At 63.3% G+C, this 14,878-nt stretch carries 9 protein-coding genes; 7 read left to right on the forward strand and 2 right to left on the reverse strand.

Going from position 1 to position 14,878, the window contains the following annotated elements; translation table 11 throughout:
• Nucleotides 1-76: 76 nt before the first annotated feature.
• Entirely contained in the window at nucleotides 77-589 is a 513-nt protein-coding gene (locus tag ASC64_RS03390; RefSeq protein ID WP_056906074.1) for a PKD domain-containing protein, read from the forward strand.
• Between the two features lie 104 nt (nucleotides 590-693).
• Here the strand turns inward: ASC64_RS03390 and ASC64_RS03395 are convergent, their stop codons facing one another.
• Nucleotides 694-1,035 carry a hypothetical protein gene (locus ASC64_RS03395; protein ID WP_156384986.1) on the reverse strand — a complete coding sequence of 114 codons (342 nt, stop codon included), beginning with the start codon at nucleotides 1,033-1,035 and terminating at the stop codon, nucleotides 694-696.
• A 347-nt stretch (nucleotides 1,036-1,382) separates the two neighbouring features.
• On the opposite strand from ASC64_RS03395, the gene nrdR reads away from it, so the two are divergent.
• Together nrdR and ASC64_RS03405 are read left to right on the forward strand one after the other, a co-directional pair.
• Nucleotides 1,383-1,847, forward strand: coding sequence for a transcriptional regulator NrdR (gene nrdR, locus ASC64_RS03400; RefSeq protein ID WP_056906076.1), 465 nt, complete (start codon nucleotides 1,383-1,385; stop codon nucleotides 1,845-1,847).
• A 111-nt stretch (nucleotides 1,848-1,958) separates the two neighbouring features.
• Nucleotides 1,959-4,853, forward strand: a complete 2,895-nt coding sequence (locus tag ASC64_RS03405) for a vitamin B12-dependent ribonucleotide reductase (RefSeq protein WP_056906077.1) — start codon at nucleotides 1,959-1,961, stop codon at nucleotides 4,851-4,853.
• A 57-nt stretch (nucleotides 4,854-4,910) separates the two neighbouring features.
• Here the strand turns inward: ASC64_RS03405 and ASC64_RS03410 are convergent, their stop codons facing one another.
• On the reverse strand, nucleotides 4,911-5,810 hold the full coding sequence (locus tag ASC64_RS03410; protein WP_056906078.1) for an HNH endonuclease: 900 nt from the start codon (nucleotides 5,808-5,810) through the stop codon (nucleotides 4,911-4,913).
• Between the two features lie 120 nt (nucleotides 5,811-5,930).
• On the opposite strand from ASC64_RS03410, the gene ASC64_RS03415 reads away from it, so the two are divergent.
• From ASC64_RS03415 to ASC64_RS03430, 4 genes are read left to right on the forward strand one after another with little or no spacing between them, the layout of a single operon-like run.
• Nucleotides 5,931-9,200, forward strand: a complete 3,270-nt coding sequence (locus tag ASC64_RS03415; RefSeq protein ID WP_056906079.1) for a helicase-related protein — start codon at nucleotides 5,931-5,933, stop codon at nucleotides 9,198-9,200.
• Nucleotides 9,197-9,895 (forward strand): DUF4391 domain-containing protein, encoded by a 699-nt coding sequence (locus ASC64_RS03420; protein WP_056906080.1) that lies wholly within the window; start codon nucleotides 9,197-9,199, stop codon nucleotides 9,893-9,895. Before ASC64_RS03415 ends, ASC64_RS03420 begins: the two co-directional genes overlap by 4 nt.
• 7 nt (nucleotides 9,896-9,902) lie before the next feature.
• Entirely contained in the window at nucleotides 9,903-11,789 is a 1,887-nt protein-coding gene (locus ASC64_RS03425) for a site-specific DNA-methyltransferase (RefSeq protein ID WP_056906081.1), read from the forward strand.
• A gap of 4 nt (nucleotides 11,790-11,793) precedes the next feature.
• The gene (locus ASC64_RS03430; protein WP_056906082.1) at nucleotides 11,794-14,871 is read left to right on the forward strand and encodes a type III restriction-modification system endonuclease; all 3,078 of its coding nucleotides are present in this window, start codon (nucleotides 11,794-11,796) and stop codon (nucleotides 14,869-14,871) included.
• The last annotated feature ends 7 nt before the right edge of the window (nucleotides 14,872-14,878 follow it).

Here is a 14,878-nt window from a genome sequence, read left to right on the forward strand (position 1 = left end):
GGTGAGCATTCAGTGCGGTAACGGCGGGATATGCAGCGAGCACGTCGAGTGTGTCGAGGGGGCAGAAGCGGGCTTCATGCACGACGTCTTCATGGACGGCACCGACATCGGTGACGTCTGCGTCCCCGAGAGCGAAGTCAACGAGACGAACATCGCCCAGCTGATCATCCGGCGGTTCAAGAACATCGCCTGGCCGGACTCGAACCTCGTCGTCCAACCGCCCAAGGGGAGGACGCTGGTGAACTTCGAGACCAACTTCTACACGCTCGACAGCGTCCCGATCGACCAAACGGTGACGGTCGCGAACCGGCAGGTGGTCATCCGCGCCGTCCCGGCGACGTACACCTTCGACTTCGGCGACGGAGCGGTGACCACGACGGCGAGCCCGGGCCACCCGCACCCCGACCTCGACGTCACGCATGTCTACGAGCGCGTCGGGAAGGTCGAGGTCAGGCTCGACACGACGTACAGCGGTGAGTACCGCATCGGCAATGGCGACTGGGTGGCCATCCCGGACACCCTGACGGTGGCGGGCGAGTCCCAGGACCTCCAGATCCTCGAGGCCCTCCCGCAGCTCGTCATCCGATGATCGTGGAGTCCTGAAGCCACCAGGTGACCTCAGGGCTCCACGATCTCCAGCGCCGCGCGCCAACGCGGTCGTGGTGACGTGGATACCGCGTCACCAGCACCGCGCTAGCGCGCCGCGCGCTTCCCGCCCGCGGGCCGTGCGGCCTCGTCGGGCGAGGAGGGCGGCGGGGGCGAGGTGATCCCCAGCGCCCGCATCAGCCGAGCCACCAGTAGCAGGCCGACGAAGAGGCAGGCGATGGCGCCGAGGCAGGCGAGGGCCATGAAGAGCCAGGCCGAGCTGCCGGAGCCCCCGCGCGCCGCCGTACCGAAGTCGATGGCGGCGTAGACGAGGTAGCCCCAGGCCACGATGCAGACCGTGATCGCGGCCCCGATGAGCAGCGCTGCCCGGTTCAGCTTCCGGGGTGCCGGAGCCGCTCTGCGCGAGCCTGCTCTCTTCCCCGTGGACACGGAGACCATTGTGGCCGATGTGACCTGAGTGGGGCAGCCGAACCGGCCAACCCGAGCCCCCGACACGCCGCCCGTGAGACGACTGGGAGACGCCCGGAACGCCACTGACCTGCGGTTTTACCGGGGCTGGGAAAAACCTCCGACGAAGTCCGTCGTTCGCTTGTCAGATCTGGTGGGCGGGGCGTACGGTTACCACTACATCTAGTAGTTACACCGCTGTAGTTATCCACATCTGGTGCACAGGCCAGAGGGCGTACCGCACAGCTACAGGCTAGTTGTCCACAGGAACATCCCCAACCCGCACCCCGTTATGAGGGTGTATGAGGCGCGCCCGAGAGGAGGACCGCATGCACTGTCCCTACTGCAAGAACGAGGACACCAAGGTCCTCGACTCCCGGGTCGCCGACGACGGCGGTTCGATCCGCCGCCGCCGCACCTGCAGCGCCTGTGACCGCCGGTTCACCACGGTCGAGAAGATGCAGCTGACGGTGCTCAAGCGCTCGGGCGCCACGGAGCCGTTCAACCGCGACAAGGCGATCGCCGGCGTCCGCAAGGCATGCAAGGGCCGACCGGTCACCGACGCCCAGCTCGCCTGCCTCGGCCAGGAGGTCGAGGACGCCCTGCGCCTCAGCGGTCAGGCCGAGTTCGACGCCAACGACGTCGGGCTCGCGATCCTGTCGCCGCTGCGGGCGCTCGACGAGGTGGCGTACCTCCGGTTCGCCTCCGTCTATCGCGCGTTCGAGTCCGCCGAGGACTTCGAGAACGAGATCGCGATGCTGCGCCTCGAGCGCGAGACAGCCCAGACGGGCTGACCCCCAGACGGCCCGGCAGGTAGTGGGGAAGCTGCCTGCCGGGCTCACCAACCCCGCGGACGAGATCCGCAAGAAGTCACCACCCATCAACACGAGGGATCGAGGAACTCCATGACCGAGACGGTGAGCACCCGCAGGGGCGCCAAGGGCAAGGGCCTGAAGCTGGAGCGCGTCTTCAGCACCGAGGGCACGCACCCCTACGACGCCATCACGTGGGAGCGTCGTGACGTCGTCCAGCAGAACTGGAAGACCGGCGAGACCGTCTTCGAGCAGCGCGGCGTGGAGTTCCCCGACTTCTGGTCGGTCAACGCCTCCACCATCGTCACCACCAAGTACTTCCGTGGCGCGGTCGGCACCGACGCCCGCGAGTGGAGCCTCAAGCAGCTCATCGACCGGGTCGTGAAGACGTACACCCAGGCCGGCATCGACAACGGCTACTTCGCCGCGGATGCCGACGCCGAGATCTTCGAGCACGAGCTCACCTGGCTGCTGGTCAACCAGTACTTCTCCTTCAACAGCCCCGTGTGGTTCAACGTCGGCACCGCCTCGCCGCAGCAGGTCTCGGCCTGCTTCATCCTGAGCGTCGACGACTCGATGGACTCGATCCTCAACTGGTACAAGGAGGAGGGCTTCATCTTCAAGGGCGGCTCCGGTGCCGGCCTCAACCTCTCCCGCATCCGCTCGTCCAAGGAGCTGCTTTCCAGCGGCGGTACGGCGTCGGGTCCGGTCTCCTTCATGCGCGGCGCCGACGCGTCCGCGGGCACCATCAAGTCGGGCGGCGCGACGCGTCGTGCGGCCAAGATGGTCGTCCTCGACGTCGACCACCCGGACATCGAGGAGTTCGTGATGACGAAGGCGCGCGAGGAGGACAAGATCCGCGCGCTGCGCGACGCCGGCTTCGACATGGACCTCGGTGGCGCCGACATCACGTCCGTCCAGTACCAGAACGCCAACAACTCCGTCCGCGTCAGCGACGAGTTCATGCGCGCGGTCGAGGACGGCTCCGAGTTCGGCCTGCGCTCGCGCTCCACCGGCGAGGTCATCGAGACCGTCGATGCCCGCGACCTGTTCCGCAAGATCAGCCAGGCCGCGTGGGAGTGCGCCGACCCGGGCCTGCAGTACGACGACACCATCAACGACTGGCACACCAACCCCGAGACCGGCCGCATCACCGCGTCCAACCCGTGCTCGGAGTACATGTCGCTGGACAACTCGTCCTGCAACCTGGCGTCGCTCAACCTGCTGAAGTTCCTCAAGGACGACGACACCTTCGACGCCGAGCTGTTCGCGAAGGCCGTCGAGTTCATCATCACCGCGATGGACATCTCGATCTGCTTCGCCGACTTCCCGACCGAGTCCATCGGCAAGACCACCGTCGACTACCGCCAGCTCGGCATCGGCTACGCCAACCTCGGCGCGCTGCTCATGGCCATGGGCCTGGGCTACGACTCCGAGGGTGGCCGCTCGATGGCTGCCGCGATCACGAGCCTCATGACCGGTACGTCGTACAAGCGCAGCGCCGAGCTCGCCGGCATCGTCGGCCCCTACGCCGGCTACGCCCGCAACGCCGACGCCCACAAGCGCGTGATGCGCAAGCACCAGGCGGCCAACGACGTCGTCCGCGTGCTGCACACCGAGGACGGCCGCGTGCACAAGCTGGCCACCAAGGCGTGGGCCGACGTGATCAAGGTCGGTGAGAAGAACGGCTTCCGCAACGCGCAGGCCTCGGTCCTCGCGCCCACCGGCACCATCGGCTTCATGATGGACTGCGACACCACCGGCATCGAGCCCGATTTCTCGCTGGTGAAGTTCAAGAAGCTCGTCGGCGGCGGCTCGATGCAGATCGTCAACCAGACGATCCCGCGGGCCCTGAAGAAGATGGGCTACCAGCAGGAGCAGATCGAGGCGATCGTCGCCTACATCGCCGAGCACGGCCACGTGGTCGACGCCCCGGGCCTGAAGACCGAGCACTACGAGATCTTCGACACCGCCATGGGCGCCCGCTCGCTCAAGCCGATGGGCCACGTGCGGATGATGGCGGCCGCGCAGCCGTTCCTCTCCGGCGCGATCTCCAAGACGGTCAACCTGCCCGAGGACGCCACGGTCGAGGAGATCGAGGACGTCTACCTGCAGTCCTGGAAGCTCGGCCTCAAGGCGACCGCGGTCTACCGCGACAACTGCAAGGTCGGCCAGCCCCTGTCCGACGGCGGCGGCAAGGCCAAGAAGGACGAGGCCGACAAGGCCGCCGCCTCGGCCCAGGTCGAGACCAAGGTCGTGGAGAAGGTCGTCTACGCCCCGGTCCGCAAGCGCCTGCCGAAGTCGCGCGTCTCCCGCACCACGTCGTTCACCGTGGGCGGTGCCGAGGGTTACATGACCTCCGGCGCCCACGAGGACGGCCAGCTCGGCGAGGTCTTCCTCAAGCTCGGCAAGCAGGGCTCGACCCTGGCCGGCGTGATGGACGCCTTCTCGATCGCGGTGTCGATCGGCCTGCAGTACGGCGTCCCGCTGGAGACCTACGTCTCGAAGTTCACCAACCTGCGCTTCGAGCCCGCCGGCCTCACCGACGACCCGGACGTGCGGATGTCGCAGTCGATCATGGACTACATCTTCCGCCGCCTCGCCCTGGACTACCTGTCCTTCGAGGAGCGCTCGATGCTCGGCATCTACTCCGCCGAGGAGCGCCAGCGCCACCTCGAGACCGGCTCCTACGAGCCGCTCGTGGAGGAGACGGGCTCGGCGTCCGAGCTCACCTCGCCGGCGTCGTCTGCCGCGGTCGAGGTCGTCGAGGCCGAGGAGGTCGAGACCAAGGACACCCACGGCTCCGAGGCCCGCGAGGTCCCGGCCAAGGTGACCACGGGCGAGGCCAAGACCACCGCCGAGCTCTTCGAGAAGCTCACCGGCACCGCGGTCGACTCCCCGCTCTGCATGACCTGCGGCACGAAGATGCGGCCGGCTGGCTCGTGCTACGTGTGCGAGGGCTGCGGGAGCACCAGCGGCTGCAGCTGACCTGACGCAGCGAAACGCGGTGTGCCTTGACAACAAGGCACACCGCGTTTTCGCTGCCTATCCCGCGAGAAACTCGGCGTACCGCTCCTCCAGTCGTTCAGGGTCCGGGCGAGCTGCCTTGGACTTCGGCACGATCTCCAGAGACTTGTTGTGGATCTCCTGGATGCCGCCCTTAAGCATCCACCCGTCCACTTCTTCAAGCACGTCTGGCCTCACGTGCAGCGAGAGGTCCGGCCTGATGCCGAGAATCTTGTGGTCGAAAGCTGCGTGGTGGATCTTGCACAGTGAAAGCCCGTTAGGAACGACTGGCTGTCCGTTGGGCTGACCGTCCGCAATGATGTGCGCTGCATCGAGTAGCTCTGCATGCTTGAGCCGGCAGATGCTGCACTTCCCGCCGTATGCGAGCAGCACCCGCGCGCGGAATGCACGCTGGTGAAGCCTCACCTTGGTGAGCGACAGCGCATACGAACGCACGTCGACCGGCGCGGCGTCGCCTGTCGGCAGGAACCTTTGGGCCGGATCAACGGCCAGAACGAACCGATGAAGCGCGGGCTCTTCCCCGATGACCCACACGGGGTAGATCGGCTCGTACGCGCCGCGCTCGACAGCCACGAACCAGATGACGGGGAGGCCGAGCTCCATGGCACGACGGAGCGCGACATTCTCGGAATGCTGTGGGTCGGTGCCTCGGTAGTTGTATCGCTGAAGGCCGTCGGTCCCGATCAAGTCGTCGTAGGGCGGGGTTCCTCCGGGAGGCGTGAAGGTGGTGCTGATCGACAGCGCTCCCTCCATGCCGGACGGATGCCGAATGCCCCGGCTCCAGTCTTTGAGGGGGATGCGAGTTCCATGGAACTCGAACGAGGCAAGATACGAGTAGTCGACCTTGGTCGTCGGTGGCCTGGCATCCAGCCAGGTCATGGCGGCGTCACGGACGGCGCGCTCGGCGTTTGTATCCACGCGCCTGAGCTTGCCACGGAGATGCCAGTCAGAGGCTGGTCATGAATGTGTGGTCAGGTTCGGTTTGACAAGCGAGTTCTGCTGACAGCGCAACCGCTGCTGAGTAAAGATGACGCTGCCATGAGGATCATCGACAACGTCAGCGAGCTCCTTGGCGACGACCTCAAGGGCGAGATCACGTCTGCCTCGAAGGTTCGCATCGCGGCCTCGACGTTCTCGATCTTCGCGTTCGAGGCACTGCGCAAGGAACTGGAGCAGGTCAGCGAGCTGCAGTTCATCTTCACCCAGCCCGCGTTCACCGCAACAGCCGCCACAGACAGGGTCCGCAAGCAGCGCAGGGAGTTCTTCATCCCGAGCGCCGCGCGAGGTGAGGCGAGCCTGTCGGGCTCCGAGTTCGAGATCCGCCTACGCAACAAGTTGACCCAGCGCGCCATCGCTCGCGAGTGCGCCGAATGGGTCCGCCGCAAGGTCACGTTCCGGTCGAACTCCACCGGCAACCCGATGCAGCAGTTCGCCGTCGTCGACGACACAGCGGCGTACATGCCGCTACAGGGCTTCACCACCGCCGATCTCGGCTACGAGCGCGGCAACGCCGTTTCAAACATGGTGCACCGCATCGACGACGCCCCGATGGCGGCGCAATACGTTGCTCTGTTCGACCAGATCTGGAACAACCCGGCCCAGCTCGACGACGTCACCGACGCGGTCTATGAGCACATTGCGAGCGTCTATGCAGAGAACTCCCCAGCACGCATCTACTTCTTGATCCTCTACAACCTCTTCGCCGATTTCCTCGAAGACATCAACGAGGACGTCCTGCCCAACGACCGCACGGGCTACCAGGAAACCCAGGTCTGGAAGAGCCTCTACAACTTCCAACGAGACGCAGCCACCGGCATCATCAACAAGCTCGAGACCTACAACGGCTGCATCCTCGCCGACAGCGTCGGACTCGGTAAGACCTTCACCGCGCTTGCCGTCATCAAGTACTACGAGCTCCGCAACAAGGCGGTGCTGGTCCTGGCACCGAAGAAGCTCTCGGAGAACTGGACCAACTACAACGCCAACCTCACTACCAACATCTTCGCGAGTGACAGGTTCAACTACGACGTCCTCGCCCACACGGACCTCTCCCGGACACGCGGCGAGTCCCTGGGCCTTCGCCTTGACCGGATCAATTGGGGCAATTACGACCTCGTCGTCATTGACGAGTCCCACAACTTCCGCAACGCGGACTACGCCGAGGAGAAGGAGTCGCGCTACCAGCGGCTCATGCGACAGGTCATCCGCGAGGGCGTGAAGACCAAGGTCCTCATGCTGTCCGCGACTCCCGTCAACAACCGCTTCAACGACCTGAGGAACCAGCTCCAGCTCGCCTACGAAGGCGAGTCAGAGAATCTGGCCAAGCACCTCAGCCTCTCGACCACCATCGAGAAGGTCTTCAAGCAGGCCCAGACGGTGTTCAACGAGTGGTCCAAGCTCGACCCAGAGGACCGCACCACTGATCGCATCCTCAAGATGCTCGACTTCGACTTCTTCGAGCTGCTCGACTCGGTGACCATCGCCCGTTCCCGCAAGCACATCCAGGCCTTCTACGACACCAGCGAGATCGGGGCCTTTCCCGATCGCCTGCCGCCCGTATCGATCCGCGAACCGCTGACTGACCTGCCGGGCGTCGCGACCTTCAACGAGATCTTTGAGCAGATTCAGGCACTCACACTCGCTGTCTACACCCCGCTCACGTACGTGTTCCCCAGCCGCCTCAGCAAGTACGAGGAGCTGTACGACGTCAAGGGCGGGACCGCTCGGTCCAACCTGGGGCAGCGCGGCCGTGAGCAGGGACTCAAGAAGCTCATGACCGTCAACCTGCTCAAGCGCCTGGAAAGCTCCATCGAGGCATTCCGCCTCACCCTGGCCAAGATCGAAGCGGGCGTCGATCACACGCTCGGTCGGCTCGAGTCGCATGCAGGCGCGGTCAGCGAGCTCACAGTGGACTTCCAGAACTTCGACCTCGATGTCGACGACGAAGACGACGCGAACGTCGAAGCCCTCACCTTCGGCGAGAAGATCAGGATCGACCTCGAAGACATCGACGTCGAGTCCTGGCAACGAGACTTATGGCATGACCGCGAGACCCTGCGCGAGCTCCTGGAAGAGATGCAGAAGGTTACGCCAGACAGTGATGTCAAGCTTCAGCGACTGAAGCAGCTCGTCACGGACAAGGCGGCACACCCGATCAATCCTGGCAACCGCAAAGTCCTCATCTTCTCCGCGTTCGCCGACACCGCCGAGTACATCTACAAGCAACTCGCCCCCGCCTTCAGCAAGGCCGGACTGGAGAGCGCGATCATCACCGGCGGCGCGCATGCGCCTAAGACCACGCTCGGTACCGGGCAGGACTTCCAGCAAATCCTGACGCTGTTCTCTCCAAAGTCCAAGCAGCGTCACCTGACGATGCCGAAGGAGACGGCCGAGCTCGACGTCCTGATCGGCACCGACGTCATCAGCGAGGGCCAGAACCTCCAGGACTGTGACTACCTCGTCAACTACGACATCCACTGGAACCCGGTCCGGATCATCCAGCGGTTCGGTCGGGTCGACCGCATCGGATCGACCAACGCCCAGATACAGCTGGTCAACTTCTGGCCGGACATCTCGCTCGACGAGTACATCAACCTCAAGGAGCGCGTCGAGAACCGCATGGTCATCGCCGACCTGGCTGCGGTCGGCGACGACAACATCCTCGACCCCTCGAGCGCCGACGCTGCGTACCGCAAGGAGCAACTGCGGAAGCTCCAGGACGAAGTCATCGAGCTCGAGGACGTCCGCTCCGGTGTCTCGATCACAGACCTTGGGCTCAACGACTTCCGCATGGACCTGTTGGGTTACATCAAGGAGCACGGCCAGCTTGACGCTCTGCCCAAGGGGCTTCACGCGGTGGTGCCCGCAGATCCGACGAAGGGCCTCCATCCCGGCGCCATCTTCGCCCTCCGCAACATCGGCGCGGACGAGAACATCAACCGAGGAAACAGGCTGCACCCGCACTACCTCGTCTACCTTGCCGACGACGGCCGTGTCGTCGCCGACCACACTGAGGTCAAGAGCCTGCTCGACATGATCCGCGCTGGATGTCGCCCGCACGACGAGCCCGTCGCCGCGGTCACACGGATCTTCAACGCAGCGACCAGCGAGGGCGCGGAGATGGGCATGTACTCCGAGCTCCTTACCGCTGCTATCCGCTCGATGGTGGACGTCACCGACGAACGAGACCTCGACAGCCTCTTCACCGACGGCGGGACGACCGCGCTCACCCAGACGATCGGCGGCCTCGACGACTTCGAGCTCATCGCCTTCATCGCGGTGGTGGAGTCCGAGGAGCACTCTGTATGACGGCCCTCCTCTATCGCTGGCCGCAGGCGGCCAAGTTCGAACGCACGGTGCCGAAGGCGAAGTTTTACGAGCACGCGACCCTCGCCGCGACCGTGAAGGACAAGTTCGTCTCCGACGTTCGCGGGATCACCTGGGCCTACAAGCTGGCCGAGTCCACGATCAACCTTCCGGGCAGCGCCGAGGTGCCAGAGATTCAGGTCTTCGAAATCGAATCCAAGGCAGACGATGTCTCCGAGGGGGTGCTTGCCGCGATCGACAAGGCTGTCCGGACGCCGATCATCTTCGAGATCAGTCGACGGGACGGCGGCGACTACGCAATCCGCATGGTCGCTGCCCACAAGCAACTCGGGACAGGTGCTCCGAAGATGGGTCCGTACTTCAGCACCCCGTGGATGCCCGCCTCGAGCGAGCGAGCCGCGCTTCCGACGTCGATCGATCTGCTGAGCTTGTACACGGCCCTGCTGCAGCCGCTCACGCCAGTCGCCTCGCGTCCGAGTGAGAAACTGTCGGACGTCGTTGGCAGATTGATGGCCGTTCGGGCACTCGAACGAGAAGTCGCAGCTCTCCAGAGGAAGCTTCGCAACGAACCTCAGCTCAACCGAAAGGTTGAGCTGCGCCGAACGTTGAGAGCGAAACAGGCCGATCTCGCCGAGCTCACCAGCACCAACAACCCTGCCGCCGGCAACACGAACTGAGGATCGCGTGGAGAAGCTTCGAATGACGTCGCCGGACCTGACAGCAAGCAACGTCGCCAAGATCGCCGAGCTCTTCCCCGGCGTGATCACCGAGTCCGTCGACGCTGACGGTAAACCGGTGACGGCTGTGGACTTCGACCTTCTCCGTCAGGAGTTGTCCGATCACGTCGTAGATGGCCCGCAGGAGCGCTACCAGCTCGATTGGCCAGGCAAGCGCGCAGCGGCATTTGCGGCCAACGCTCCCATCGCTAAGACGCTGCGGTCCGTCCGAGACGAATCGGTTGACTTCGATACGACGAAGAATCTCTTCATCGAAGGCGACAATCTTGATGCCCTTAAACTCCTCCAGGAGTCGTACCTCGGCAAGGTCAAACTAATCTACATCGACCCGCCGTATAACACGGGCCACGACTTTGTGTACAACGACGATTTTGGCCAAACGACGGCCGAATATCTGGCCCGCTCGGGCCAGTCGGACACGACCGGTTCGCGGCTTGTCGCGAATCTCGAGACAAGCGGTCGTTTCCATTCGGACTGGCTCACGTTTATGTATCCCAGGCTCAAGTTGGCCAGAAACCTGCTAAGCGACGACGGAGTCTTCTTCGCCAGTATCAGCGAGCACGAAGTTGACAATCTCCGAAAACTCATGGATTCAGTGTTTGGGGAAGGCAACTTTATTGGCCAAGTTGCCGTTTCAAAGGGCACGACAACCGGTCAGGACGCCAGTCACATCGGCAGCAGCATCGATTTCCTTCTCGTGGCCGCACGTGACCGCAACTCCTACGTCCCCAACGGGCTCCCGCTTGATGCGAGAGACATCGCCCGATTCCGGGACGAGGACTCTCGAGGTCGCTTCAGCACGCTTCAGTTCCGAAAGACCGGGAACAGCGATCGGCGGGCTGATCGCCCCTCGATGTATTACGCGGTGAAAGCGCCTGACGGTACCGATGTCTACCCGATTGGGCCGAGCGGTTACGAAAGCCGTTGGCGGGCCGGTCGTGACCAGTTCGACCGATGGGCCGCGGAAGACATGATCGTCTGGCAGCAGGACAATGCAGGCGCCTGGAAGCCATACGTGAAGTACTACCTCGAGGGGCGCACCAAGCAGGTCTCCAACTACTGGGACGACATCGAGGGGAACAAGAAAGCCACCCTGGTTGTAAAGGAGCTGCTCGGAGCCGGAATCTTTTCGAATCCCAAGCCGGTTGGACTGCTCCGGAAGATACTGCACATCGCGACGGATCCTGAGTCGATCGTGCTTGACTTCTTCGCGGGGTCAGGAACAACCGCCCACGCAGTCATGGAACTGAATGCCGAAGACGGCGGACGGCGTAAGTTCATCCAGGTTCAACTGGCTGAACGGGTCCCGGAGGGCTCCGCCGCAGCGAAGGCTGGGTACGCCGACATCGCTCAAATCGCGCGCGAGCGAATCCGCCGTGCCGGCGCAAGGGTTATCGAAAGCGCGGGAATGGTTGGCGGCGACCTAGACAACGGTTTCCGCGCGTTACGGGTCGACACGACCAACATGTCCGATGTGCTCCGCACTCCTGACGCGACAAGGCAGCACGAACTAACGGGGCTTGAGAACAGCGTGAAGCCGGGACGCACTGGCGAAGACCTACTCTTCCAGGTTCTTCTCGATTGGGGCCTCGATCTGGCGCTGCCGATCTCAATCGAAACGATTGAGGGGCGGGAAAGTTTCGTAATCGACGAGGGCGCCTTGGTCGCGTGTTTCGACGACGACGTAACTCCTGAACTCATTCGTGCGCTTGCCAGGCAGAAGCCGCTGCGAGCTGTTTTCCGCGACTCCGGCTTCGCATCCGACGATGCGCGGATCAACGCGGAGCAGGTCTTCAAGGAGCTCTCGCCCACAACCGACATCAAGGTCATCTGACCTGATGAAACTTCAGTTCAAGAACCAGCAGTACCAGACCGAAGCAGTCGGCGCCGTCGTCGACGTCTTCGCTGGGCAGCCGCGCCGTACCGGTATCTCCTATCGAATCGACCCCGGGAGGGTGAAGTCGAGCGCGGCACCTGCACTGTTCGAGACCAGCACGAGCCCTGACTCCGGCCTGCGTAACGCCGAGATTGAGCTCTCGGCGACCCAGCTGCTCGACAACCTGCACCAGGTACAAAAGTCCCGCAACCTGCCACTGGCCCCGAAGATCGTTGATAGCAAGGCAGCGCCTGACGCTCCGAATCTAGATATCGAGATGGAGACCGGCACCGGCAAGACCTACGTCTACATCAAAACGATCATGGAGTTGAACAAGCGCTACGGGTGGTCGAAGTTCATCATCGTCGTGCCGTCGGTGGCGATCCGCGAGGGCGTGAAAAAGTCGTTCGACGTCACGGCCGAGCACTTCCAACAGACCTACGGGACGAAGCCGCGTTCGTTCATCTACAACTCGTCGCAGCTCCACGAGATCGAGCGGTTCAGCTCGGACGCTGGCGTTCAGGTCATGATCATCAACATCCAGGCCTTCAACGCCACCGGCAAGGACAACCGACGCATCTACGACGTCCTCGACGACTTCCAGTCGCGCAAGCCGATCGACATGATCAGCGCCAACCGGCCGATCGTCATCATCGACGAGCCTCAGAAGATTGGAGCGCCCAGGTCGCTTGAGGCGCTCTCACGCTTCAACGCCCTGATGGTGCTCCGCTACTCGGCCACCCACAAGGTCGAGCACACCAAGGTGCACCGGCTCGACGCTCTTGACGCGTACAACCAGAAGCTCGTCAAGAAGATCGCCGTCCGTGGCATCACGGTCAAGGGGTTGGCTGGCTCAACGGCCTACCTCTACCTCGATGCGATCGAAGTCAAGAAGGGTCAGCCTCCCACGGCCCGCGTCGAGATCGAAGTCCAGACCAAGGGCGGACCGATCAAGCGTCAGCCCAAGCGCGTCACCAAGGGAACCCGGCTGCACGACCTGGCCAACGGGATCGAGGCGTACAAGGACCTCGTCGTCACCGACGTCAACGCCATTGACGACACCATCACGCTGAGCAATGGCGACGTGGTCGTGGCTGGACAGCTCGCGGACCGCGACGTCACGGAGGAGACCAAGCGTCGCATCCAGATCCGTGAGGTCATCCGCGCGCACATTGACAAGGAGCGGGAGCTCTTCAGCCAGGACGTCAAGGTTCTCTCGCTGTTCTTCATCGATGAGGTCGCGAAGTATCGCGACTACGACCGAGAGGACACTCTCGGTGACTACGCCCGACTGTTCGAGGAGGAGTACGCCGCCCTCGTCGACGAAGTCCTGAGCGAACTCGAGCTTGACGGCGCGACCGCGGCGTACCAGCAGTATCTACGCCGCGACCAGACCAGGGATGTGCATCAGGGCTACTTCTCGATCGACAAGAAGTCCAAGCGGCTCGTTGACGGCGACATGCACAAGACAGGTGACGAGAAGGGTCAGTCGAAGGACGTCGCGGCGTACGACCTGATCCTCAAGGACAAGGAGCGCCTGCTGTCATTCGAGGAGCCGGTGCGCTTCCTATTTTCCCACTCGGCCCTGCGTGAAGGCTGGGACAACCCCAACGTGTTCGTCATGGGCATGCTCAAGAAGAGCGACAACACCATCTCCCGCCGGCAGGAGATCGGTCGCGGCCTTCGCCTGGCCGTCGACCAACGCGGCGAGCGGATGGACAACCCGGTCACCGTCCACGACATCAACGAGCTGACCGTCGTGACCGACGAGTCCTACACCGACTTCGTCGCTGGACTCCAGAAGGAGATCGCTGAGTCGTTGGCCGCACGCCCGCGCAAGGCCAGCGTCAAGTTCTTCACCGGCAAGACGATCCAGACTCAAGATGGCGAGTCCGTGGTCGAGGAGGCGTTGGCGCAGGCGCTGTACAAGTACCTGATCAAGAACGACTACCTCAACGACGACGACACCATCTCGGAAACGTACGTCGCCGCCAAGGCAGATGGCACTCTGGCCGAACCGACCGCAGAGATCCTCAAGGCCGTGATCGACTTCGTTTGGCCCCTGGTGGACGCGCTCTACATCGACATCCCGGTCCCCGCGAACGATCGCAAGCCCAAGAAGATCCCGCTCAACGAGGCGAACTTCAAGAAGAAGGAGTTCCAAGAACTCTGGAGTCGCATCAACCACAAGGCCGTCTACCAGGTCGAGTTCGACTCCGATGAGCTCGTTGGCAAGTGCGTCACCGCTCTCGACACGCACCTCAACGTCGCAGCGATGCAGTACGTCATCCAAGCCGGCAAGCAGCGTGAGTCGCTGGATGCCGACGACCTCGCGACAGGCGCGGGATTCGACGTCTCGACGACGAGCACCCAGACCGAGACGGTATCGGCTGGCTCCCAGGTGAGGTACGACCTCCTCGGCGAGATCACCGAGAAGACACAGCTCACCCGGCGGACGACGGCGGCCATCCTCGGTCGGATCAATCCGAACACCTTCGGAAAGTTCCGCCTCAACCCCGAGCAGTTCATCACGGAGGCCGCGCGGTTGATCAACGAGCAGAAGGCGACCGTCATCGTCGAGCACCTGACGTACGACGCGCTCGAGGACAGGTTTGACTCCGCGATCTTCACTGAGAACCAGAGCGCACAGGACTTCTCGAAGGCGGGGGAGAAGCTCAAGAAGCACGTGTACGACTTCGTCGTCACGGACTCGAAGGTCGAGCGGGAGTTCGTCACCGAGCTGGACACAAGCACCGAGGTTGCCGTTTACGCCAAGCTGCCACGAGGGTTCTTCATCCCGACGCCGGTCGGTGACTACAACCCAGACTGGGCAATCGCGTTCACCGAAGGCTCCGTGAAGCACGTCTACTTCGTCGCCGAGACCAAGGGCTCTCTCTCGACACTCCAGCTGAAGGGCATGGAGGAGGCGAAGATCGAATGCGCACGAAAGTTCTTCGCCTCGCTTTCTGATGGAGGTGCAGGAAACGTGCGCTACGACGTAGTCACCGACTACTCCGAACTGATGAGTCTGGTGAAGTAGCCGAGGA

The organism is Nocardioides sp. Root122 (assembly GCF_001425025.1).
Taxonomy (GTDB): Bacteria; Actinomycetota; Actinomycetes; order Propionibacteriales; family Nocardioidaceae; genus Nocardioides.